Genomic DNA, 23,394 nt, shown 5'->3' on the forward strand with positions numbered 1-23,394 from the left:
ATTTCCATGACAGACGCACTCAAGCGCCTCTCCGAGGAAGGCGTGGCGATCTGGCTGGACGACCTGTCGCGCAAGCGGATCACGTCCGGCAACCTCGCCGAGCTGATCGACCAGCAGCACGTCGTGGGCGTCACCACCAACCCGTCGATCTTCCAGAAGGCGATCTCGCAGGGCGACGGCTACGACACCCAGCTGACCGACCTCGCCGCCCGCAAGGTCACCGTCGAAGAGGCCATCCGCATGATCACGACGGCGGACGTCCGTGACGCCGCCGACATCCTGCGCCCGGTCTTCGACGCCACCGGCGGCAAGGACGGCCGGGTCTCGATCGAGGTCGACCCGCGCCTGGCGCACAACACGCGGGCGACGGTCGCCGAGGCCAAGCAGCTCGCCTGGCTGGTGGACCGGCCCAACACGCTGATCAAGATCCCGGCGACCGAGGCGGGCATCCCGGCCATCGCCGAGACCATCGGCCTGGGCATCAGCGTCAACGTCACGCTGATCTTCTCGCTGGAGCGCTACCGCCTGGTCATGGACGCGTTCCTGGAGGGCCTGGAGAAGGCCAAGGAGCGCGGCCTGGACCTGTCGCAGATCCACTCCGTGGCGTCGTTCTTCGTGTCCCGCGTGGACACCGAGATCGACAAGCGGATCGACGCGCTGGGCACCGACGAGGCCAAGGCCGCGCGCGGCAAGGCCGGCGTCGCCAACGCCCGGCTGGCCTACCAGGCGTACGAGGAGGTCTTCTCCTCGGACCGCTGGAGCGCCCTGGAGAAGGCGGGCGCCAACAAGCAGCGTCCGCTGTGGGCGTCCACCGGCGTCAAGGACAAGGCGTACAAGGCCACCCTGTACGTCGACGAGCTGGTGGCTCCGAACACGGTGAACACCATGCCGGAGGCGACCCTGTTCGCCACGGAGGAGCAGGGCGAGATCCGCGGCAACGCCGTCGCCGGCACGTACGAGCAGGCCCGCGCCGACCTCGACGCGGTCGAGAAGCTCGGGATCAAGTACGACGACGTGGTCCGGCTGCTGGAGGAGGAGGGCGTCGAGAAGTTCGAGGCGTCCTGGACCGACCTGCTGAAGTCGACCGAGGCCGAGCTCAAGCGCCTCGCCCCCTCGGAGGGCTGAACAGGTGTCGAGCAGCAACCCGCTGCGTGACCCCGCGGACCGACGGCTCCCGCGTATCGCGGGGCCGTCGGGCCTGGTCATCTTCGGCGTCACGGGAGACCTGTCCCGCAAGAAGCTCATGCCCGCCGTGTACGACCTCGCCAACCGGGGTCTGTTGCCTCCGGGCTTCTCGCTGGTGGGCTTCGCCCGCCGTGAGTGGGCGCACGAGGACTTCGCGCAGGTAGTGCACGACGCGGTCAAGGAGCACGCCCGCACGCCCTTCCGCGAGGAGGTCTGGCAGCAGCTCATCCAGGGCATGCGCTTCGTGCAGGGCACGTTCGACGACGACGACGCGTTCGAGCGGCTGCGCTCCACGATCGACGAGCTCGACAAGGCACAGGGCACGGGCGGCAACTTCGCCTTCTACCTGTCCGTGCCGCCGTCGGCCTTCCCGGTGGTCATCCAGCAGCTGAAGAAGCACCAGCTGGCCGACCAGACGGGCGGCTCCTGGCGGCGCGCGGTCATCGAGAAGCCGTTCGGCCACGACCTCGCCTCGGCGGAGGAGCTCAACAAGGTCGTCCACGAGGTCTTCGCCCCGGACCAGGTCTTCCGCATCGACCACTACCTGGGCAAGGAGACCGTCCAGAACATCCTGGCGCTGCGCTTCGCCAACACGATGTTCGAGCCGATCTGGAACCGGTCCTTCGTGGACCATGTGCAGATCACCATGGCCGAGGACATCGGCATCGGCGGCCGGGCCGGCTACTACGACGGCATCGGCGCCGCCCGTGACGTCATCCAGAACCACCTGCTCCAGCTCATGGCCCTCACGGCCATGGAGGAGCCGGCCTCCTTCGACGCGGACGCGCTGGCCGCCGAGAAGACCAAGGTGCTCGGCGCCGTGCGGCTACCGAAGGACATGGGCCGGGACACCGTGCGCGGCCAGTACTCCGCGGGCTGGCAGGGCGGCGCGAAGGTGATCGGCTACCTCGAGGAGGACGGCATCAACGCCTCCTCGAAGACGGACACCTACGCCGCGATCAAGCTGGAGATCGACAACCGCCGCTGGGCGGGCGTCCCCTTCTACCTGCGCACCGGCAAGCGGCTGGGCCGCCGCGTGACGGAGATCGCCGTCGTCTTCCAGCGGGCTCCGCACTCCCCCTTCGACTCCACGGCCACCGAGGAGCTCGGCTCCAACGCGATCGTCATCCGCGTCCAGCCGGACGAGGGCGTCACGGTCCGCTTCGGCTCGAAGGTGCCGGGCACCTCGATGGAGATCCGGGACGTGTCGATGGACTTCGCCTACGGCGAGTCCTTCACGGAGTCCAGCCCGGAGGCGTACGAGCGTCTGATCCTGGACGTTCTGCTCGGTGACTCCAACCTCTTCCCGCGTACCGAGGAGGTCGAGCTGTCCTGGGAGATCCTCGACCCGATCGAGCAGTACTGGGACAAGAACGGCAAGCCCGCCCAGTACCAGGCCGGTACCTGGGGGCCCGTCGAGGCGGACGAAATGCTCGAGCGACACGGACGGAGCTGGCGCCGGCCATGAAGATAGACCTCACGGACACCACCGCCAGCAAGGTCAACAAGGCGCTGGTGCAGGGCCGCCGGGCGATCGGTACCCCGGCGGTGGGCATGGTGCTCACGCTGGTCATCGTGACGGACGAGGAGAACGCCTACGACGCGCTGAAGGCCGCGAACGACGCCTCGCACGAGCATCCCGCACGCACGCTCGTGGTCATCAAGCGCGTCTCCCGCTCACCGCGTGACCGTACGCAGTCCCGCCTCGACGCGGAGGTCCGGGTCGGCGCGGACGCCGGCTCCGGCGAGACGGTGGTGCTCCGGCTGTACGGCGAGGTCGTCGACCACGCCCAGTCGGTGGTGCTGCCGCTGCTGCTCCCGGACGCCCCGGTGGTGGTGTGGTGGCCGGTGAACGCGCCGCTCGACCCGGCGAAGGACCCCCTGGGTGCCCTCGCCCAGCGCCGCGTCACCGACACGTACGCCTCCGAGCAGCCGGTACGGGACCTGGCCACCCGGTCCCGGGCCTACACCCCCGGTGACACGGACCTGTCCTGGACCCGCATCACGCCCTGGCGCTCCATGCTGGCGGCGGCCCTCGACCAGGTCACCTGCGAGGTGCGGACCGTCGAGGTGGAGGGCGAGGAGTTCAACCCGAGCTGTGAGCTGCTGGCGATGTGGCTCGCGGACCGGCTGGACGTCCCCGTGAAGCGGTCGCTGTCCAGCGGGCCCGGCCTGACGGCGGTCCGGATGGACACCAACTGCGGCCCGATCAAGCTGGACCGCGCCGACGGCTCCCTGGCGACGCTCTCCATCGAGGGCCAGCCGGACCGGGCGGTGGCGCTCAAGCGCCGGGAGACCGCCGAGCTGATGGCGGAGGAGCTGCGGCGGCTGGACCCGGACGACACGTACGCGTCCGCGCTGCGGTACGGGGTGGACCGGCTGAAGTCCTCGTCCTCGGTGCCGTCGGTGTCGTCGGTGCCCAAAAGTGAGGGGCGAGCAGGACTCGCCCTCCCCGCTCCCGTTGAAAGGGCTGCGAAAGCACCCGCTGCGGCAGCGACGGCGCAGGCACCGGTGAGGCGGGAACCGCCCGAGCTGGAACCGGTACGGAAGGCGACGAAGAAGTGAGTACGGCACCGCAGCTGGTCGTGCACCGCGACAAGGAGCTGATGGCGCAGGCCGCGGCGGCGCGGCTGATCACCAGGATCGTGGACGCGCAGGCCTCCCGGGGCTCGGCGTCCGTGGTCCTGACGGGCGGCCGCAACGGCAACGGCCTGCTGGCCGCGCTGGCCGCGGCGCCCGCCCGGGACGCGATCGACTGGAGCCGGCTCGACCTCTGGTGGGGCGACGAGCGGTTCCTGCCCGAGGGTGACCCCGAGCGCAACGTCACCCAGGCGAGGGAGGCTCTCCTCGATTCGGTGCCGCTCGATCCGAAGCGGGTGCACGCGATGCCCGCGTCGGACGGGCCGCACGGCACCGACGTGGACGCGGCGGCCGCCGCGTACGCGGAGGAACTGGCAGCGGCGGCGGGCCCGGAGAACCACGGGCCCGTGCCCACGTTCGACGTGCTGATGCTGGGCGTCGGACCGGACACGCATGTCGCGTCGCTGTTCCCGGAGCTGCCGGCGGTCAGGGAGACCGACCGCACGGTGGTCGGCGTCCACGGCGCACCCAAGCCGCCACCGACCCGGGTGACGCTGACGCTGCCGGCGATCCGGGCGGCGCGGGAGGTATGGCTGCTGGCCGCGGGCGAGGACAAGGCCCAGGCGGCGGCGATCGCCCTGTCGGGAGCGGGAGAGATCCAGGCTCCTGCGGCGGGGGCGTACGGCAGGAGCCGGACCCTGTGGCTCCTGGACGGGGCGGCGGCGTCGCAACTGCCGCGTTCCTTGTATCCGCCGGCTTCGGCGTGAACGTCTTCGGGCCCCCGCTTCGTGACGAAGTGGGGGCCCGAAACGCATGCGCTACTTGACCGACCCCGCCATCACGCCCTGCACGAAGTGCCGTTGGAAGGCGAAGAACACGACCACCGGGACGACCAAGGACACGAACGCCCCCGGCGCCAGGACGTCGATGTTGCTTCCGAACTGGCGTATCTGGGACTGGAGTTCCACGGTCAGCGGCTGGGACGCGCTGTCCGCGAACAGCAGCGCCACCAGCATGTCGTTCCACACCCACAGGAACTGGAAGATGGCCAGGGAGGCGATCGCGGGCCGCCCCACGGGCAGGACGAGCCGCGTGAAGATGCGCCACTCGCTGCCGCCGTCCATGCGCGCGGCCTCCAGCATCTCCTTCGGCATCTCGGCGAAGTAGTTGCGGAGCAGGAACACCGCGAACGGCAGGCCGTAGGCCACGTGGAAGAGAACGACGCCGGGGATCGTGCCGAACAGGCCGAGCTGCCCGAAGAGTTTGGCGACCGGCAGCAGGCCGATCTGCACGGGCACCACCAGCAGCGCGACCACGACCAGGAAGATCGCCTCCCGCCCGGGGAAGTCCAGCCACGCGAAGGCGTACCCCGCGAGTGCCGCGACGACCACGACCAGCACGGTCGTCGGCACCGATATCAGCACCGTGTTCCAGAACGCCTGCGTGATCCCGGCGTTCCCGAGCAGCGACGAGTAGTTGTCGAAGGACAGCTGCCCGGGGCTGGAGAACACCGTCCACCAGCCGCCCTTCGCCGTGTCCTCGGCGGACCGCAGCGAGGACAGGAACAGTCCGGCCAGGGGCGTCATCCAGACCAGCCCGACCACCACGAGGAAGGCCTGAACGACCCCGTTGCCCAATCCGCGCCGAACCGCGTTCATCGCTGACTCCTTCGGAAACGGCGGACGTTGAACACCATGGCCGGGACGACCAGCAGCAGCAGGAGCACGCCGAGCGCGCTGCCGAGCCCCTGGTTGTTGCCGCCGCCGAACGACACCAGCCACATCTGCGTCGCGAGGACGGTCGCGTCCTCCTGCACGGGACCGGGCGCGATGATGTAGACGAGGTCGAAGACCTTCATCACGTTGATGACGAGGGTGATGAAGACGACCGACAGCACCGGTGCCAGCAGCGGCACGGTGATCCGCCGGAAGATCTGCCACTCGTTGGCGCCGTCCATCCGCGCCGCCTCCAGGGCGTCCCGCGGCAGCGTCGACAGACCCGCCCCGATCAGCACCATGGCGAAGCCGGTCCAGATCCACAGGTACGCGCCGATGATCGCCGGGGTGACCAGCGCCGGGCCCAGCCAGGAGACGCCCTCGTAGGGCTGGGCGAAGTTCGACGACGGCAGTCTCACCTCGTAGGAGCCCGATGCGAGGCCCTCGAAGCGGAAGGAACCGTCGGCGGCCGTGGTGGTCGCGGCGATCGTCTCGCCGTCGCGGACCGCCTCGACCTTCATCTCCGGCAGTCCGCTCTCCCTCCGGTCGACCTTCCCCTGCTCCCCTCCGCCGCCGGGCGTGAAGTCCAGGTAGACGACACCGCGCAGTTCGTCGGCGGCGGCCTTGCGCCCCGCCGCCGCGTACGCCGGCTCGGCCCCGCCCGGCAGGTCGACGGGCTGCACTCCGACCAGGCCCAGCGCCACCGCGTCCCCGGGCGCCACGCTCGTGCTCGTGCGGTACGAGCCGTCCTTGTCCTTCGTCAGGCCCTGGGCGTCACGCGCCCGGGCCGTCGGGTAGGAGGACTCTTCCTTGAAGGCGTCGTGGACGGAGACGACCGCGGCGTTGAGCACGCCCTTGTCGGGGTCCTCGTCGTAGGCGAGCCGGAAGATGATGCCCGCGGCGAGGAAGGAGACCGCCATCGGCATGAAGAGGAGCAGTTTGAAGGCCGTGGCCCAGCGGACCTTCTCCACCAGTACGGCGAGGATCAGCCCGAGGCCGGTGAGCAGGGCCGGGGCGATGACGACCCAGATGGCCGTGTTGCGGACGGCCTTGAGGGTCGCCGGGTCGCGGAACATCTCGGCGTAGTTGTCGCCGCCGACGAAGCTCGTCCCGGAGGCGTCGAAGAAGCTGCGGCCGATGCTGAACAGCACGGGGTAGACGACGAGCGCGCCGAGCAGCAGCAGCGCGGGGAGCACGAACAGCAGGGCGATGATCTTCCCGCGCCGGCGCAGTCGCCGGGTGCGGTCGGCGACCGGGCCGGGCGGTGGGGTGCTCGTGTCTTTCACGAGGGTCGCTGTCATGGCGTATCAGTCCTGGTACGCCTTGGCCGCCGCGGCCTCCAGCTTCGCCGCGGTGCCCTTCGGGTCGGACGGGTCGCGCAGGAAGTCCTGGAGGAGCTTCCACTCGCCGGTGCCCTTCGTGCCGCCGAAGGCCGCCGGGGCCTGGTCGGACATGTCGAAGCGGACCGAGTCCCCGGCCCCGACGAGGGACTTGGCGGTGGCGCGGGTGACGTCGTCGCCGTAGGAGGCGAGGTCGACCTTCTTGTTCGGGGAGAGGAAGCCGCCGGCCTCGGCCCACACCGCGGAGGCCTCGGGGGTCGACAGGTACTCCAGAAGGGCCTGGGCGGCCTTCTGGTTCTTGCCGTCCTTGAGGACGACGGCGGCGTCACCGCCGCTGACGACCGGTGCCTCGCCGCCGCCGACCGCCGGGAACGGGAAGAAGTTCGCGTCCTGGCCGACCTTCTTGCCGAACTGGTCCTTGGCGACACCGGCGACGAAGTCGCCCTCGTAGACCATGCCGGCCTCGGGTTCGGGGCCGAACACCTTCTCCACCGAGCCGGGGAAGTCGGTGTTCAGGGCGCCCTTCTGGCCGCCGGCGATGAGCTGCTTGTCCTTGAAGAGCTTGCCGAGGGTGGTGAGGGCGTCGACGACGGACGCGTCGGTCCACTTCAGCTTGTGGGCGGCGAGGGCGTCGTACTTCTCGGGTCCGGCCTGTGAGAGGTAGACGTTCTCGAACCAGTCGGTGAGGGTCCAGCCGTCCTCTCCGGCGACGGAGAACGCGGCGAGGCCGGAGTCGGACACGGTCTGCCCGGCCTTCAGCATCTCGTCGTAGGACTTCGGGGGCTTCACGCCGGCCTGTTCGAGGGCGTCGGGGCTGTACCAGACGGTCGACTTGTGGGCGGCCTTGAAGTACAGGCCGTAGAAGGTGCCGTCGACGCTGCCGTACTTCTTCCACACGGGGGCGTACCCGGCGTCCACGGCCTCCTCGGTCTTCTTCGACAGCGGCTTGAGCCAGCCCTTCTGTGCGAACTGCTTGAGCACGCCGACCTGCGGGACCATCACGACGTCGGGGGCGTTGCCGCCCTCGATCTTGCTGCCGACGACGGTGGAGACGTTGTCGCCGGTGGACGTGAACTGCGTCTTGGCGCCGGTCTTCTCGGTGAAGGCGTCGAGCACCTTCTGGAAGTTCTTCTGCTCGGTGCCGGACCAGACACCGGCCACGGTGACCGACTGGCCGCTGAGCGCCTTGTCGCCGCCGCCGGCCGAGACGGGGCCGCCGCCGCAGGCGGTCGCGCCGAGCGCCAGTCCGCCAAGGATGCCGGTGCAGCCGGTGAGCAGGGTGGTACGTCGTCGCATCATCGTTGATGTCCCTTCGGAGGGTTCGCTTGCGGAAGTTCGCTCGCGCGGACGTTGCTTACGCGGAGGTCGCTTTCGGGTGTTCAGGAACGGATCCACCAGGCGGCCGTCGAGCCGGAGAGCACTCCGGGCGGGCAGGGGCCGCTGGCGAGCAGGGGGGTGCCGGAGACCGGCGCGGGGGTGGGGGCGGTGCCGAAGTTGACGGCGCAGACCAGGTCGCCGCGTTCGAAGGCCAGGACGCCGGGCGAGGCGTCCAGCCAGCGCAGGGTTCCCTCGCCCAGCTGCGGCAGGGTGCCTCGCAGTTGGAGGCCGTCGCGGTACAGGTGCCAGAAGGAGCGGGTGTCGGCGAGGGCACGGTCGGTGGCGTACTCGGCGAAGTACTCCGGCTGCGGCAGCCACGGCTTGGCGCTCTCCACGCCCGGGGTGAAGCCGAACGGCGAGGCCTGGCCCGACCAGGGCAGCGGGACCCGGCAGCCGTCGCGGATGCGGGCCCTGCTGCCGGTGCGGCGGAAGATCGGGTCGGTGAGCACGTCGTCGGGCAGGTCCACGACCTCCGGCAGCCCCAGCTCCTCGCCCTGGTAGATGTAGGCGGCACCGGGCAGGGCCAGCATGAGCAGCGCGGCGGCGCGGGCGCGGGCGGCGCCGAGGCCGCTGCCCTCGGTGGCGGGTTCGCCGTAGCGGGTGACGGTGCGGACCTGGTCGTGGTTGTTGAGGACCCAGGTGACGGTCGAGCCGGTCCCGGCGATGTCCTGCATGGCCTCCGAGATGACCTTCCGGAAGGCGTCGGCGTCCCAGGAGGCGCTCAGCAGGTCGAAGAAGAAGGCCTGGTGCAGTTCGTCGGAGCGGACGTACTGCGCGTGCTCGCGGGCGGTCGGCACGGACACCTCACCGACGAGGAGGCGTTCGCTGCCGTCGCGCTCGGTGTACTCCTCGCATATGGAGCGCCAGCGGCGCCACACGTCGTGCACCTCCGGCTGGTTCCAGGCGAGCGGGTTGACCGAGTCGCGGGTGCGGGCGTCGGCCTCGGGGTCGTCGGAGTCGGGCAGCTCGGGGTGCTTGTAGAGGCCGGCGGCGACGTCGATGCGGAAGCCGTCGACACCCCGGTCCAGCCAGAAGCGCAGCACCCGGTCGAACTCGGCTGCGACCTGCGGGCTGCGCCAGTTCCAGTCGGGCTGCTCGGGCGTGAACATGTGCAGGTACCACTGACCGGGACGCCCGTCCGACTCGGTCACCCGGCTCCACGCCGGGCCGCCGAACATCGCGTGCCAGTTGTTGGGCGGCTCGTCACCGCCGGGGCCGCGGCCGTCGGCGAAGTGGAAGCGGGCCCGGGCCGGGCTGCCGGGAGCCGCCGCGAGCGCCTCGCGGAACCAGGGGTGTTCGCTGGAGCAGTGGTTCGGGACGATGTCGAGCAGCACCTTGACGCCGTGCCGCCGGGCGGCCCCCACGAGCCGGTCGAACTCGTCGAGGTCGCCGAAGACCGGGTCGACGCCGCAGTAGTCGGCCACGTCGTAGCCGTGGTCGTGCTGCGGCGAGGGGTAGAAGGGGCTCAGCCAGATCCCGTCGACGCCGAGCTTCTTGAGGTACGGCAGTCCGGCCCGGACGCCGGCGAGGTCGCCGATGCCGTCGCCGGTGCTGTCGAGGAAGCTGCGGACGTACACCTGATAGATCACTGCGTCACGCCACCAGTGGTGCCTGTTCAACCCATCGACCTGTCTCTGTGGAGGGCAGCGGTTATGCATGCATGTTAAGTAGGCGTGTCGAGAGGGTGTCAATGAAAAGGCGGAAGATACCGAGCGGTTGTGGTGGCTGAATCCGGACAGACCAGGGCGAAATTCAGCGTTTCGAGACGTCCGCGTTACCTAACAAGTAACTAGGAGGTCGATGAGCGAGCGGCGCGGGGGCGGCTAGCGGCGCGAGATGGCGGCGAGCTCGCGCGCCAGACGGCGCATCGCGGCGGCGGGCGTCTGGTGCCCGGCCATCGCGTCGTGCACGACCGCCTGCACGACCAGGCTGACCTGGTCGTAGCGCGGGCTCTTGGGGCGCGGCTCGGCGGCGAGGACGCTCGTCCGCAGCGTCGGCAGGTACGGGAACCTGCGGATGAGCGCGGGGTCCTGGTAGAGATCGGCCCGCACGGGCGGCAGCGCGCCGCGGGTGAGGACCTGGCGCTGGACGCGCTCACTGGTGAGGTACGCGATCAGACGGGCCGCCGAGTCGGGGTGCCGCGCGTGCGCGCTGACGGCCAGGTTGGAGCCGCCGAGGACACTGGTCCCCGGCCCGTCGGACCCGGGCAGGGGGACCGCGCCGACCTTCCCGGCGATCTTCGAACCGGGGGCGGAGGCGCCGACGTAGGCGTACGGCCAGTTCCGCAGGAAGAGCAGCCGGCCGTCCTGGAAGGCCTGTTTGGACTCTTCTTCCTTGTAGGTCAGCGCTTCCCTGGGGATCCAGCCCTCGCGCACTCCGCGCGCCAGGAACCCGATGCCCTCGCGGGCCGCCGCCGAGTCGACGGTGACGCGTTCGCCCTCGTCGCCGAGGATCGAGCCGCCCGCCGAGTAGACGGCCTCGGCGGCGTTCACGGTGAGGCCCTCGTAGGGCAGGAACTGTCCGGCGTAGCCGTCGAGGCCGTGCTTCGGAGCGATGGTCTTCGCGTACCGCTCCAGCTCCGCCCAGGTGCGCGGCGGCGCGACGCCCTCCTCGGCCAGGACGTCCTTGCGGTACAGGAGCAGGCCGGCGTTGGTGACGTACGGGACGGCGTAGAGCTGCCGGTCGTAGGTCGCCGTGTCCACGACCGGCTGGAGGAAGGTCTTCAGGGGGAAGCGGTCGCGGGGCAGCGGTCTGATCCAGCCCGCCGCCGCGAACTCCGAGGTCCAGTTGACGTCGATGTTGAGCACGTCGAAGCGGCTGCGGTCGCCGTCGCGCAGGTCGGTGACCATCTGGGCCTGAGTCTCGTCGGCCGAGTCCGGCAGCTCGACGAGGGTGACCTTCTCGCCGGGGTGGGTACGATTCCAGCCTTCGAGCAGGGGGCCGAGGTAGCCGGTGAGGTCTCCGGCGGTGGCCAGGGTCAGGGGGCCGCGGCTGCTCCCGGAGGGCTCTCCCGCCCGCGCTCCGGCGGCGACGTAGCCGGTCAGGACCACGACGAGAACGAGGAGGCCCCTACCCGCGGCATGGATCCACCGCATAGGTTCCTCCCTGTACACCGGCGCTGGGCACCCTTGCCCGGAATCAGAGGCCATGTATACCTGTTAGGTATGGGCGATACTAGGGCCTGGAGCACATTGGACCAGACAGGAGGACTGCACGCGTGCGCCTGCACCTCCTGGCACTCCTCGCCCGCGGACCCGCCCACGGCTACGAGCTCAAGCAGGACCTTGAGCAACTGCTGGGCTCCGCGTACCCTCAGCCGAACGTCGGCCAGATCTATGTGACCCTCGGCCGCCTCGAGAAGTCGGGACTGATCGAGGGCGAGGACGTGGCGCAGTCCAGCCGGCCCAACAAAAAGGTCTACCACCTCACCGACGCCGGGCGGGAGGCGCTGCGCGCCTGGTTCGAGGAGCCCGAGGACGAGCCGCGGGTACGGGACGACTTCTTCATGAAGCTGGCGCTCGCTCCGCGGACCGGTCTCGCCGAGCAGATCACCCTGATCAACCAGCAGCGGCGTCAGTACCTGAACACCATGCGGCAGATGTCGAGGCTGGCCGCCGCCGAAGACCGCGACAACCGCATCGCCCATCTGCTGATCGAGGGCGCGATGCTGCACCTGCAGGCCGACCTCGACTGGCTGGAACGGTGCCAGGAAGAGCTGGAGGAGCTGGAGTGAGCGACAACCGTCCCGCTCCTGTGCTGCGCGCCGAGGGGCTGGTGAAGACCCACCACGGCGAGGGCGCCCCGGCGCAGGCCGTGCGCGGGGTCGACCTGTGCGTACGGCAGGGCGAGTTCGTGGCGATCACCGGCCCGTCCGGCGCCGGCAAGTCGACGCTGCTGCATCTGCTCGGCGGGCTCCAGCGTCCGGACGCGGGGCACATCCTGCTCGACGGCGAGTCCACCGCCACCTACAGCGAGGCCCGCTGGGCGGTGGAGCGCAGGAAGCGGATCGGGATCGTCTTCCAGTTCTTCAACCTCGTCTCCAACCTGTCCGTCGCCGACAACGTGGAGCTGCCCGCCCTGCTCGCCGGGACCCCGCCGAAGCAGGCGCGCGCCGAGCGCGAGGCGCTGCTGGCCGAGCTGGGCCTGACGGGCAAGGAACGCAGCATGCCGGGCGAGCTGTCCGGCGGCGAGCAGCAGCGCGTCGCGCTGGCCCGTGCCCTGGTCAACCACCCGCCGCTGCTGCTGGCCGACGAGCCGGCCGGCAGCCTCGACAGCAAGGGCACCCGCGAGGTGATGCGGCTGCTGTCCCGTTTCCACCAGCGCGGCCAGACGATCGTGCTGGTCACGCACGACGCCCGGCTGGCGAGCGCCGCGGACCGGGTGATCAGCTTCTTCGACGGCCGGATCGCCGACGACGCGGAACTCGACGGCGGCACCACCCCGCCGCGCCGCTCCGGCATATCCGGTGTGCTGGAACTCAAGGACTGACATGCGCGTCCACGACGGCTGTGCCGGCCTGTGTGTCCACGACCGTGCCGGGAGGCGCGTCCACGGCCGTGCCGACAGGCGCGTCCTCGTCGACCGCGTGACCCGCGGGCCGAGGGGCTGAGGCCCGTGCGAGCCACTCTGCGCTGGGCGCACTCCGATCTGCGCACACACCGCGGCGAGGCACTGTTCCTCGTCCTCGCCACCGCGGGCATCGTCGCCTCCCTGCTGCTGGCCACGGCCCTGTTCGGTTACGCGACCAACCCCTGGCAGCGTGTGTTCACGCAGTCGCACGGTGCCCATGTGTGGCTGCACACCGACAAGGCGGCCGACACCGGGAAGCTGGCCGATCTGGCCGGCGTGGACTCCGTCACCGGCCCCTACCCGACCGCCGCCACCACCGTCTCCTCGCGCGGCAGCCGCGCCGCCGTCGAGCTGCGCGGCACCCCGGAACGGCCCTCCGCCGACCGTCCGCCGATCGTCTCCGGGCACTGGCTGGACCCCTCCACCCCGAACGGCGTGGTCCTGGAGAGCCGCCTCGCCCGTGCCCTGCTGACCGAGCCCGGCGACACCCTCACCATGCCCGGCACCGCCCGCGAGCTGACCGTCGTGGGCCTCGCCGACAGCGCCGAGCCGCGCTACCGGCCCGGTGAGCAGCCGGGCCTGGTGTGGGCACTGCCGTCGGCGGTGCCGGACCCCGGTGGCCAGGTGATCGGGCTGCGGCTGACGGATCCGGGCGACACGTCCTACGTCGTCCAGCGCGCGGTGACCGTGCTGGGCTCCGGGGCGATCGGCGAGGTCTCCACCTGGCAGCAGGCACGGGCCGAGGCGCAGGGCGACAACCGGCTGCTCGGGCAGGTGCTGGGCCTGTTCGGGCTGGGCGCGCTGGTCGCGGCCGGGTTCGCCGTGCACGGGGCGATCGGCACCCGCATCCGCGGCCACCTGCGGGACCTCTCCGTCCTGAAGGCCATCGGCTTCACCCCCGGCCAGGTGGTCCGGATCTTCCTGCTCCAGCACCTCGCCTACGCCCTGCTCGGTGCCTTGGCCGCCGCCGGTCTCGCCGAGGCCCTGGGCAGCCGGATCCCGGGGCGGCTCGGGGACGCGGTCGGAGTGTGGCAGGGGCTGCCCGGGCACACCGTGGCGCTGCTCGTGATCCCGGCCGGCGCGGTGCTGTTCATCGGTGCGACCACCGGGCTGGCCGCCTGGCGGGCCGGACGCGTGCCGCCGGTGCCGGTGCCGCGCCCCGCCGCCCCCTCGGGCGGACGGCTGTCCGAAGTGGCGCGCCGGGCCCTCGGCGTGCGGATCCCGCCCGCGCTCGTGCTGGGCTGGCACAAGGCGTTCACCCGCCGCCCCCGGTCCCTGGCCACGGTCGCCCGCCTCACGCTGCCGCTGCTGCTGATCGTCGTGGCGATGAGCGCCTGGACCACGCTCGACCGCTTCCACAGCGAGCCCGAGCGGATCGGCCTGCCCACCACGCTCAGTGTCCGCGCCGACGACTCCGGCCTGAGTGAACAGCAGACCCGTTCCCTCCTGGAACGCGACCCCGACGTCGCCGCCGCCTACCCGGGCGTCGAGACGGCGGCCCTGGGTGCGAGTCAGACGGCGACCATCGCGCTGCGCGGCCTCGGCACCCACCAGGACCCCTACCCGTACACCCTCGCCGAGGGCCGCCCCGCCCGCGGCGCCGACGAGGCCGTGGCCGGGCAGGGGTTCCTCGACCTGCTGAACGTGCGGGTCGGCGACTGGGTCCGGATGACCGTCGGCGACCAGCCGCAGATCCTGCACATCGTGGGCCGCAGCATCGAGCCGGAGAACGCCGGCCGGGTCATCTCGACGTCCCTCGACACCCTCCGCGAGAACGACCCGGATCTCCGCCCGACCCTCTACGAACTCCGCCTGGCCCCCGGCGCCGACCCGCGCGAGGTCGCCGGCCGGCTCGCCGAGGCCGGGGGCGGCCACCTGGACGTGCACACGGTGACCAACCCGGCCGACGGGCTCTCGCCACTGCGCGCCGTCGTCGCCGGGCTGATCGCCGTGCTCGCCCTCATCGGGCTCATCGAGCTGCTGACCGCGATCGGCGGCACCGTCCGCGAGAGCGAACGGGACCTGCTGGCCCTGAAGGCCATCGGGCTGTCCCCCCGGCAGATCACGGCGATCACCGTCACGGCCACCGGCCTGACGGCTTTGGCGGCCGTCCTCGCCGCCACCGCCCTCGGTCTGCCGCTTGCCCGGTGGCTGATCGACGCCCAGGGCCGGTCCAGCGGCATCGGGGCGGGGATCGCCCAAGCCCCCTCCGCGATCCTGATGGTGCTGCTCGGGGCGGCAGCGGTGCTCTGCGCGGCCGTGCTGGCCGCCGTCCCCGCGGCCCGGGCGGCCCGGCGGCGCCTCGCGGACACGCTGAGCGCGGTGGCCTGACGCCGGGCGCGGCCCGGGGATCAGCCTCCGTACGGGTGCTGCGGGTTGTACGGCGGCTGCGGGTGCGGGGCGTAGGGGTGCTGCCCATTCGGCGCGTAGGGATGACCGTACGGGTTCCCCTGCGGCGGGAGGTACGGCGATCCCGCCGGGGGCATCGGCGGGACCGGCCCGGGCACGGGAGGGTGGGTCGCCGGGTGGGCGTTCAGCCGGATTCCGTAGCGGCGCTTCAGCCGTCGCATCTCCAGCAGCGCGATGGCGGTGACCGTCACCGGCGCGCCCAGGATGAAGACGATGCCGAGGGTGAGGCTGAGTCCGTGCAGATCACCGGTCACCAGGTCCGGGACGGCCACCAGCCAGCTGATCACCATGGCGAGCAGCGGCGGCAGGCAGCGGTGGACGGCGGCCGTGCCGAAGAAGTTGCCCGAGACCCGCACGGCTCCGGAGGCCGTGAAGACGAGCAGCCACAGCATCGTCATGCCGAACCCGATGATCACGGCGACGTTCGCGGACGCGTTCACCGTCCGCACCAGCAGCAGCACCGCGGCCACGCAGCCGACGAACAGCATCAGCAGTGCGAGGGACCTGAGCAGCGGCGTCCGCACCTGCCGCACCGTGCCGCCACGCCGCCACACCCAGAGCATGGCCCCGACGGTGAGCGGGGTGAGGAAGAGCAGGACGACCGAGGCCGTCATCGCGTTCTCCAGCAGCTCCGTGAGGTCGAAGCCGCCCTCGACGAAGGTGTAGACACCGAGCGAGGTGACCGCCCCGGCGATGACACGGACCCGCTTCAGGCGCTCCACGGACGGGTCGAGCGGCTGCGGGATCCAGGCGGGGTGGAACACCGCCCGCGCCACGTCCTGAGGTTTGAGCAGGGACCGGGCCGTCAGCGTGCCACCGGTCCAACTTCCGCGTGTGCGTGCCACTTCGCGCTCCCCCGAGCACTCGCCCTGATGATCGCCCGGGAGTCTACGGGAAGCGGACGGCGCGCGCTGCCGCCCACCCCCCCGTCCGGCGCCCGTGGCTACCGGCCGCGCAGCTCCCGGTATGTGGCGACCAGCGCCTTGGTGGAGGCGTCCAGGCCCTCGACCTCGGCGCCCTCGGACAGCGCGGGCTCGACGCGCTTGGCGAGGACCTTGCCCAGCTCCACGCCCCACTGGTCGAAGGAGTCGATGTTCCACACCGCGCCCTGCACGAACACCTTGTGCTCGTAGAGGGCGACCAGCTGACCGAGGACGGACGGCGTCAGCTCGGGCGCGAGGATCGTGGTCGTCGGGTGGTTGCCCTGGAACGTCTTGTGCGGCACCAGCTCCTCGGGCGCGCCCTCGGCCCGGACCTCGTCGGGCGTCTTGCCGAACGCGAGTGCCTGCGTCTGCGCGAAGAAGTTGGCCATCAGCAGGTCGTGCTGCGCCTTCAGTTGCTCGCTCAGCTCGTCGACCGGCCGCGCGAAGCCGATGAAGTCCGCCGGGACGATCTTCGTGCCCTGGTGGATCAACTGGTAGTAGGCGTGCTGCCCGTTGGTGCCCGGCGTGCCCCACACCACCGGCCCGGTCTGCCACTCCACCGGGTTCCCGTCGCGGTCCACCGACTTGCCGTTGGACTCCATGTCGAGCTGCTGGAGGTAGGCGGTGAACTTGGACAGGTAGTGGCTGTAGGGCAGGACGGCGTGCGACTGGGCGTCGTGGAAGTTGCCGTACCAGATGCCCAGCAGGCCCAGCAGCAGCGGCACGTTGGACTCGGCGGGCGCGGTCCGGAAGTGCTCGTCGACGATGCGGAAGCCGTCGAGCATCTCCCGGAATCGGTCCGGGCCGATCGCGATCATCAGGGCGAGACCGATCGCGGAGTCGTACGAGTAGCGGCCGCCGACCCAGTCCCAGAACTCGAACATGTTGGCCGTGTCGATGCCGAACTCGGCGACCTTCTCGGCGTTCGTCGACAACGCGACGAAGTGCTTGGCGACAGCGGTCTCTCCCCCAGCGAGGGTGTCCAGCAGCCAGGAACGCGCCGACGTGGCGTTGGTGACCGTCTCGATGGTGGTGAAGGTCTTGGAGGCGATGACGAACAGCGTCTCCGCGGGGTCCAGGTCCCGTACCGCCTCGTGCAGGTCGGCGCCGTCCACGTTCGACACGAAACGCACCGTCAGCGAGCGGTCGGTGAAGGCCCGCAGGACTTCGTACGCCATCGCGGGGCCGAGGTCGGAGCCGCCGATGCCGACGTTGACGATGTTCCGGATCCGCTTGCCGGTGTGGCCGGTCCACTCGCCCGAACGCACCCGGTCCGCGAAGGCGGCCATCTTGTCGAGCACGGCGTGCACATCCGGCACCACGTTCTCACCGTCGACCTCGATCACCGCGTCCCGCGGGGCGCGCAGCGCGGTGTGCAGCACGGCCCGGTCCTCGGTGGTGTTGATCTTCTCGCCGCGGAACATGGCGTCCCGGAGCCCGAAGACGTCGGTGGCGGCGGCCAGTTCGCGCAGCAGCCGCAGGGTGTCGTCGGTGACGAGGTGCTTGGAGTAGTCGACGTACAGGTCGCCGACCCGGAGGGTGTACGCGGTGCCGCGGCCGGAGTCGGCGGCGAACAGCTCGCGCAGCCGGACTTCACCCAGCTCCTCACGGTGCTTGGCCAGTGCCGTCCACTCGGGCGTCTGGTTGAGCCTGGTACGGCCGTCTGCGTTCATCTGGGACTTCAGCCTTCTTCCTTGCCTGCCTGTGCTGCCGCGTACCTGCCCCGCTGCCGGTCCAACCTAATTGATCAGCGGTTGCCGTGGCCTGTCGTCGCGCCGTCGTCCGGCGCAACAACAGGTACGTCCGACCGGCGCGCGGGTATCAGCGCGGAGACGGACAGAACGAAGAAGGCGGCCGCCAGCAACGCGGGGGTGTTCTCCCCCCAGGCGCCGGCGACGGCTCCGCCCAGCAGCGCGCCCAGGGGTGCGCCCGCGACCGCGAGTGTCCGGAAGGCGGAGCTCACCCGGCCCAGCAGCTCGGCGGGGCAGCGCTGCTGCATCAGCGTCGTGGTGTTGACGTTCCACACCATCCCCATGAACCCGAAGACGGCCAGGGCGGCCACGAGCGCGACCATGCTGCGCACCGAGCCCATGACAAGGAGGGCGGCGGTCTGCGCCGTCCCGGCGGCGAGCACCAGGCGCATCCGTCCGAAGCGGGCGGCGAGCCGACCACCCGCCGCTCCCCCGGCCAGGCTGCCGACCGTGTACGCGGTCATCGCCACCGCGTATCCGGCGTTGCCCGCGTCGAGCCAGCCGGTCACCAGGATCACGAGCGTGGCGACAAGGGCACCCATGCCGATGTTGCACAGGGCGGTGGCGGTGCACAGTCCGCGCAGGGCCTTGTCGCGGCTCAGGACGCGCAGCCCCTCGGCGATCTCCCGCCGCAGTGTGCTGCCCGCCGGCCGCGGCTCACGGTCCGCCGCGGCAGCCGGCAGCGTGGCGATGAGCGCGGCGGCCACCAGGAAGGTCACCGCGTCCGCCGCGAACGGCACCGCCACCCCGGCGGCCAGCAGCAGCGGCACGACCGGTCCGCCCAGCAGGCCGCCCGCGATGCGCTGGCCGGTCAGCAGCCGGGTGTTGGCACTGCCCAGCGCGTCCCGGTCGACCAGGGCGGGCAGCAGCGCGGTGGCGGCGTTGTCGAAGAGGGTCTGAAGGGTGGTCAGCGCGAAGGCCAGCACGATCAGCAGGGCGATCGAGGCGTGGCCGAGGGCGACGGCCACCGCGAAGGCGGCGACCAGCAGCCCGCGTAGGGCGTCCACCATCCACATGGCCCGCCGCTGGTCCACCCGGTCGGCGACGGCCCCGCCGAGCAGGCCGAAGACGATCCAGGGCAGATAGCCGCAGGCCGTGACGGAGGCGATGAGCAGCGGATCCTCGGTCAGCGTGACGGCGAGCAGGGGCAGTGCCGCCGTCCGCAGGGCGTCACCGAAGCTGGACAGGACGGCGGCGCTCCACAGCCGCCCGAACCCCCCGCGCCACGCGGGGGCGCGAACTCCCCCGCGCTTTTCGCGCAGGGAGGTATCCCCACCCACCTCGCCCGTCGCCACAGCTCCCCCTCATGGTTCGTCCGATGCACAAACCGTAGAGGGCACCACTGACAATCGGTCCGCGAGCGGTCCGCGAGAGCAGCTCCGGCCGGGCACCTGCTGGTGCCCGGCCGGTCTCGACGTCTAGATCTCGCCCCGCAGTTTGGCGAGCGCCTCGGCGAGGATCGCCTCGCCGTCGGCGTCGCTGCGCCGCTCCCGCACATACGCCAGGTGCGTCTTGTAGGGCTCGGTGCGCGGCGGGTCCGGGGGGTTGTCCCGGTCCTGGCCTGCCGGAAAGCCGCAGCGGGGACAGTCCCAGGTATCGGGCACCTGCGCGTCGCTGGCGAAGCTCGGCTGGGTCTCGTGTCCGTTGGAGCACCAGAAGGAGATGCGCAGCCGCGGCGCGGACTCGCCGCGCTCGGCCTCGCCCATCGGCCCCGCCCCGACCCGGCTTCCCCGGATCGCGTTGCCACTTGCCACGGTCGTAACTCCCTGCGTGATGGTGCCGCGAAGCGAGTCGGCGTTCCGCTTCGCTGCGAGCGCCTCAGTCTACGTAAGGCCCAACGCGCGTCCAGTGATTGGAGTTACAACCCTCACACCTAGACGCAAGCCCCATGATAGGCCGCGCTCAGCTGCGCGTACCGAACATGGGGCCTTACGTACGGGTTCCGTGCGGATTGCGGCTCGGTCAGTTGTTCACCTTCATCAGGATGCCGAGCACGACAATGCACGCGAACCATCCCAGACCGATCACGACGGTGATCCGGTCGAGGTTGCGCTCGGCGACCGAGGAGCCGCCGACGGAGGACTGCATGCCGCCGCCGAACATGTCGGAGAGGCCGCCGCCCTTCCCCTTGTGCATCAGCACCAGCAGCATCAGCAGCAGGCTGAAGACGATCAGGGCGATCGAGAACCCCAAAACCACGGCTGGACCAACTTCCTCGGATTCGGATGGACGACGCGGGGCCCAGCACAGAGCTGGACCCCGCAAGGGTACGACGGATCGCCGCTAGCGCATACTCACTGGTCGCGGAAGCGCACGATCTTGACGAACTCGTCGGCGTCCAGCGAGGCGCCGCCGACCAGGGCGCCGTCGATGTCGGCCTGGGCCATGATCTCCGCGACGTTGCCGGCCTTGACCGAGCCGCCGTACTGGATGCGGACCTTGTCGGCCAGGTCCTGCGAGTACAGCTCGGCGATCTTGCCGCGGATCGCCGCGCAGACCTCCTGGGCGTCCTCGGCGCCGCAGACCTTGCCGGTGCCGATGGCCCAGACGGGCTCGTAGGCGATCACGACGGTCTCGGCCTGCTCGGCGGGGAGGTCCTTCAGGCCGCCCTCGACCTGCGCGAGGGTGTGGGAGACGTGGTTGCCCGCCTCGCGGACCTCCAGTTCCTCGCCGACGCACAGGATCGGGGTCAGGCCGTGCTTGTAGGCGGCCTTGACCTTGGCGTTCACCAGCTCGTCGGTCTCGGCGTGGTACTGCCGGCGCTCGCTGTGGCCGATGGCGACGTACGTGCACTTCAGCTTGGCCAGCATGGGGCCGGAGATCTCACCGGTGAAGGCACCGCTGTCGTGCGCCGAGATGTCCTGGGCGCCGTACTTGATCTTGAGCTTGTCGCCGTCGACCAGGGTCTGCACGGAGCGCAGGTCGGTGAAGGGCGGCAGGACGGCGACCTCGACGGCCTCGTAGTCCTTGTCGGCCAGGGCGAAGGCGAGTTTCTGGACGTGCGCGATGGCCTCGAGGTGGTTGAGGTTCATCTTCCAGTTGCCCGCCATCAGCGGCGTGCGCGTGCTCATTAAGGTCAGTCCTCCAGTGCGGCGAGGCCGGGGAGCGTCTTGCCCTCGAGGTATTCGAGGGAGGCGCCGCCACCGGTCGAGATGTGGCCGAATGCGTTCTCGTCGAAGCCCAGGATGCGGACGGCCGCGGCGGAGTCGCCACCGCCGACCACCGTGAAGGCCTGGGAGTCGAGGAGGGCCTGGGCGACCGCCTTGGTGCCCTCGGCGAAATCGGGGTGCTCGAAGACGCCCATGGGGCCGTTCCAGAAGACGGTGGCGGCGTCGACGATCTTCGATGCGTACAGCTTGCGGGACTCGGGGCCGATGTCCAGGCCCATCTGCCCGGCCGGCATGGCGTCCGCGGCTACGGTGCTGGGCCGGCCCGGGGCCTTGGTCTTGAGGTCCGGGAACTCCGGCGCGACCACGACGTCCACCGGCAGGACCAGTTCGACGCCGTTCTTCTCGGCGCGCTCGATGTACTCCAGGACGACCGGGAGCTGGTCCTCCTGGACCAGGGAAGAGCCGATCTCGTGGCCCTTGGCCTTGAGGAAGGTGAAGACCATGCCGCCGCCGATGAGGAGTCGGTCGGCCTTGCCGAGCAGCTGGTCGATGACGGCGAGCTTGTCGGACACCTTGGCGCCGCCGAGGACCACGGCGTAGGGCCGCTTGACGTCGTCGGTGAGCTTCTTCAGGACGCCGACCTCGGTGGCGATGAGGTATCCGGCATAGTGCGGCAGGCGGGCCGGAAGGTCGAAGACGGAGGCGTGCTTTCGGTGCACCGCGCCGAAGCCGTCGCCGACGTAGACGTCCGCGAGGGCGGCGAGCTGGTCGGCGAAGGCGCCGCGCTCGGCGTCGTCCTTGCTCGTCTCACCGGCGTTGAAGCGCAAATTCTCGACGACCGCGACCTGGCCGTCGGCGAGGTCGGCGACGGTGGTCCGGGCGGAGTCGCCGACCGTGTCGGTCGCGAAGGCCACGTCCGACCCGAGGAGCTCACCGAGGCGCGCGGCGGCCGGGGCGAGGGAGAAGGCCGGGTCCGGGGCGCCCTTGGGGCGGCCCAGGTGGGAGGCGACGACGACCCGGGCACCCGCGTCGGCGAGGGCCTTGACCGTGGGCAGCACGGCGCGGATACGGCCGTCGTCGGTGATGCGCGTGCCGTCCAGCGGCACGTTCAGATCGGCGCGGACGAAGACTCGCTTGCCCGCGACCCCTTCGGTGAGGAGTTCGTCGATCGTCTTCATGAGGGGACTCCTGAAAGAGCTCGTGATCGGTCGTAAGCGCTCGTGATCGAACAGCTCTGATCTGTACGTGAGTCAGGGCTCGGACGGCGCGTCCTCGCGCCGCCCGAGCCCTGCTCTCACATGGACGTGCCTACTGGGTTGATCAGAGCTGGTTGCCGACGAAGACCGTAAGGTCCACGAGGCGGTTGGAGTAGCCCCACTCGTTGTCGTACCAGCCGATGACCTTCACGCTCTTGCCCTCCTGGACCATGGTCAGGGAGGAGTCGAAGGTGCAGGACGCCGGGGCGTTCACGATGTCGGAGGAGACGATCGGGTCCTCGGTGTACTCGAGGATGCCCTTGAGCTCGCCCTCCGCGGCCTTCTGGAAGGCGGCGTTGACCTCTTCCTTGGTGACCTCGCGGGACAGCTCGAGAACCAGGTCGGTGACCGAGCCGGTCGGGACCGGGACGCGCATGGCGATGCCGTCCAGCTTGCCCTTGAGCTGCGGCAGGACCAGCGCGGTGGCCTTGGCGGCACCCGTGGTGGTCGGAATGATGTTCTCGGCGGCGGCACGCGCGCGACGCAGGTCCTTGTGCGGGAAGTCCAGGATGCGCTGGTCGTTGGTGTACGCGTGCACCGTCGTCATCAGGCCCTTGACGATGCCGAAGTTCTCGTCGAGGACCTTCGCCATCGGCGCCACACAGTTGGTGGTGCAGGAGGCGTTGGAGATGACGTGGTGGTTCGCCGGGTCGTACTTGTCCTGGTTGACGCCCATCACGATGGTGACGTCCTCGTCCTTGGCCGGAGCCGAGATGAGGACCTTCTTCGCGCCACCGGCGATGTGCTTCTCGGCGTCGGCCTTCTTGGTGAAGATGCCGGTCGACTCGATGACGATGTCGACGCCCAGCTCGCCCCACGGGATGTCGGCGGGGTTGCGCTCGGCCAGGACCTTGATCGTCTTGCCGTCGACGGTGATCGTGTCGGCGGTGTGGGTGACCTCCTGCTTGAGGCGGCCCAGGATCGTGTCGTACTTCAGCAGGTGAGCGGTGGTCGCGGTGTCACCCAGGTCGTTGACAGCCACGATCTCGATGTCTGCACCCTGCTCCAGGAGCGCGCGGAAGTAGTTACGACCGATGCGGCCGAAGCCGTTGATGCCTACGCGGATCGTCACGAACCGATCTCCTCGTTGGTACGCCGGCCATGAAGTGCCGGCGAGCTCTGTTTGGGATGTCCCCGACCGCCTACGACCCTACCTCCCTGGAGCTCTGGTGGTGACAT

General features: G+C 70.6%; 20 protein-coding genes. 7 read left to right on the forward strand and 13 right to left on the reverse strand.

Annotation, left to right across the window (positions count from 1 at the left end; genetic code table 11):
• Positions 1 to 6 precede the first annotated feature (6 nt).
• From tal to pgl, 4 genes are read left to right on the forward strand one after another with little or no spacing between them, the layout of a single operon-like run.
• Positions 7 to 1,125, forward strand: a complete 1,119-nt coding sequence (gene tal / locus QOL88_RS09120; protein WP_097215948.1) for a transaldolase — start codon at positions 7 to 9, stop codon at positions 1,123 to 1,125.
• A 4-nt stretch (positions 1,126 to 1,129) separates the two neighbouring features.
• Positions 1,130 to 2,653: a glucose-6-phosphate dehydrogenase gene (zwf, locus tag QOL88_RS09125; protein WP_097215949.1), complete on the forward strand. Its 1,524-nt coding sequence runs from the start codon at positions 1,130 to 1,132 to the stop codon at positions 2,651 to 2,653.
• Positions 2,650 to 3,750, forward strand: coding sequence for a glucose-6-phosphate dehydrogenase assembly protein OpcA (opcA, locus tag QOL88_RS09130; protein WP_097215950.1), 1,101 nt, complete (start codon positions 2,650 to 2,652; stop codon positions 3,748 to 3,750). Before zwf ends, opcA begins: the two co-directional genes overlap by 4 nt.
• Positions 3,747 to 4,532, forward strand: coding sequence for a 6-phosphogluconolactonase (gene pgl, locus QOL88_RS09135; RefSeq protein WP_031107402.1), 786 nt, complete (start codon positions 3,747 to 3,749; stop codon positions 4,530 to 4,532). The genes opcA and pgl overlap by 4 nt, the downstream gene beginning before the upstream one ends.
• A gap of 51 nt (positions 4,533 to 4,583) precedes the next feature.
• Here pgl and QOL88_RS09140 read toward each other — a convergent pair whose 3' ends face one another.
• The 5 genes from QOL88_RS09140 to QOL88_RS09160 all read right to left on the reverse strand — a co-directional run bounded on the left by QOL88_RS09140 (position 4,584) and on the right by QOL88_RS09160 (position 11,292).
• Positions 4,584 to 5,423: a carbohydrate ABC transporter permease gene (locus tag QOL88_RS09140; protein WP_097215951.1), complete on the reverse strand. Its 840-nt coding sequence runs from the start codon at positions 5,421 to 5,423 to the stop codon at positions 4,584 to 4,586.
• The gene (locus QOL88_RS09145) at positions 5,420 to 6,781 is read right to left on the reverse strand and encodes a carbohydrate ABC transporter permease (RefSeq protein ID WP_097215952.1); all 1,362 of its coding nucleotides are present in this window, start codon (positions 6,779 to 6,781) and stop codon (positions 5,420 to 5,422) included. The genes QOL88_RS09140 and QOL88_RS09145 overlap by 4 nt, the downstream gene beginning before the upstream one ends.
• 6 nt (positions 6,782 to 6,787) lie before the next feature.
• Positions 6,788 to 8,119 carry an ABC transporter substrate-binding protein gene (locus QOL88_RS09150; protein WP_097215953.1) on the reverse strand — a complete coding sequence of 444 codons (1,332 nt, stop codon included), beginning with the start codon at positions 8,117 to 8,119 and terminating at the stop codon, positions 6,788 to 6,790.
• A gap of 80 nt (positions 8,120 to 8,199) precedes the next feature.
• Positions 8,200 to 9,855, reverse strand: coding sequence for a glycoside hydrolase family 13 protein (locus QOL88_RS09155; protein WP_179878812.1), 1,656 nt, complete (start codon positions 9,853 to 9,855; stop codon positions 8,200 to 8,202).
• Positions 9,856 to 10,020: 165 nt separating this feature from the next.
• Complete coding sequence (locus tag QOL88_RS09160) at positions 10,021 to 11,292, reverse strand: ABC transporter substrate-binding protein (RefSeq protein WP_097215955.1); 1,272 nt, start codon at positions 11,290 to 11,292, stop codon at positions 10,021 to 10,023.
• A 122-nt stretch (positions 11,293 to 11,414) separates the two neighbouring features.
• On the opposite strand from QOL88_RS09160, the gene QOL88_RS09165 reads away from it, so the two are divergent.
• From QOL88_RS09165 to QOL88_RS09175, 3 genes are all read left to right on the forward strand, one after another.
• On the forward strand, positions 11,415 to 11,930 hold the full coding sequence (locus tag QOL88_RS09165; protein ID WP_097215956.1) for a PadR family transcriptional regulator: 516 nt from the start codon (positions 11,415 to 11,417) through the stop codon (positions 11,928 to 11,930).
• Positions 11,927 to 12,685, forward strand: a complete 759-nt coding sequence (locus QOL88_RS09170) for an ABC transporter ATP-binding protein (protein ID WP_097215957.1) — start codon at positions 11,927 to 11,929, stop codon at positions 12,683 to 12,685. Before QOL88_RS09165 ends, QOL88_RS09170 begins: the two co-directional genes overlap by 4 nt.
• Before the next feature lie 126 nt (positions 12,686 to 12,811).
• Positions 12,812 to 15,097, forward strand: coding sequence for an ABC transporter permease (locus QOL88_RS09175; protein ID WP_097215958.1), 2,286 nt, complete (start codon positions 12,812 to 12,814; stop codon positions 15,095 to 15,097).
• A 20-nt stretch (positions 15,098 to 15,117) separates the two neighbouring features.
• On the opposite strand, the gene QOL88_RS09180 is transcribed toward QOL88_RS09175, so the two are convergent.
• The 8 genes from QOL88_RS09180 to gap all read right to left on the reverse strand — a co-directional run bounded on the left by QOL88_RS09180 (position 15,118) and on the right by gap (position 23,287).
• Positions 15,118 to 16,020 carry a hypothetical protein gene (locus QOL88_RS09180; RefSeq protein ID WP_097215959.1) on the reverse strand — a complete coding sequence of 301 codons (903 nt, stop codon included), beginning with the start codon at positions 16,018 to 16,020 and terminating at the stop codon, positions 15,118 to 15,120.
• A 98-nt stretch (positions 16,021 to 16,118) separates the two neighbouring features.
• Positions 16,119 to 17,771 (reverse strand): glucose-6-phosphate isomerase, encoded by a 1,653-nt coding sequence (pgi, locus tag QOL88_RS09185; protein WP_097215960.1) that lies wholly within the window; start codon positions 17,769 to 17,771, stop codon positions 16,119 to 16,121.
• Between the two features lie 74 nt (positions 17,772 to 17,845).
• Positions 17,846 to 19,144, reverse strand: coding sequence for an MFS transporter (locus QOL88_RS09190; protein WP_373559274.1), 1,299 nt, complete (start codon positions 19,142 to 19,144; stop codon positions 17,846 to 17,848).
• A 123-nt stretch (positions 19,145 to 19,267) separates the two neighbouring features.
• Positions 19,268 to 19,603, reverse strand: coding sequence for an RNA polymerase-binding protein RbpA (locus QOL88_RS09195; RefSeq protein WP_003957010.1), 336 nt, complete (start codon positions 19,601 to 19,603; stop codon positions 19,268 to 19,270).
• Between the two features lie 208 nt (positions 19,604 to 19,811).
• Entirely contained in the window at positions 19,812 to 20,048 is a 237-nt protein-coding gene (gene secG, locus QOL88_RS09200) for a preprotein translocase subunit SecG (protein ID WP_031108484.1), read from the reverse strand.
• Positions 20,049 to 20,143: 95 nt separating this feature from the next.
• The gene (gene tpiA / locus QOL88_RS09205) at positions 20,144 to 20,920 is read right to left on the reverse strand and encodes a triose-phosphate isomerase (protein ID WP_033310745.1); all 777 of its coding nucleotides are present in this window, start codon (positions 20,918 to 20,920) and stop codon (positions 20,144 to 20,146) included.
• Positions 20,921 to 20,925: 5 nt separating this feature from the next.
• On the reverse strand, positions 20,926 to 22,137 hold the full coding sequence (locus QOL88_RS09210; protein WP_097215961.1) for a phosphoglycerate kinase: 1,212 nt from the start codon (positions 22,135 to 22,137) through the stop codon (positions 20,926 to 20,928).
• Between the two features lie 142 nt (positions 22,138 to 22,279).
• Complete coding sequence (gene gap, locus QOL88_RS09215) at positions 22,280 to 23,287, reverse strand: type I glyceraldehyde-3-phosphate dehydrogenase (protein WP_031108480.1); 1,008 nt, start codon at positions 23,285 to 23,287, stop codon at positions 22,280 to 22,282.
• Between the last annotated feature and the right edge of the window lie 107 nt (positions 23,288 to 23,394).

It is taken from the genome of Streptomyces sp. Ag82_O1-12, assembly GCF_900182715.1.
Lineage (GTDB): Bacteria > Actinomycetota > Actinomycetes > Streptomycetales > Streptomycetaceae > Streptomyces > Streptomyces massasporeus.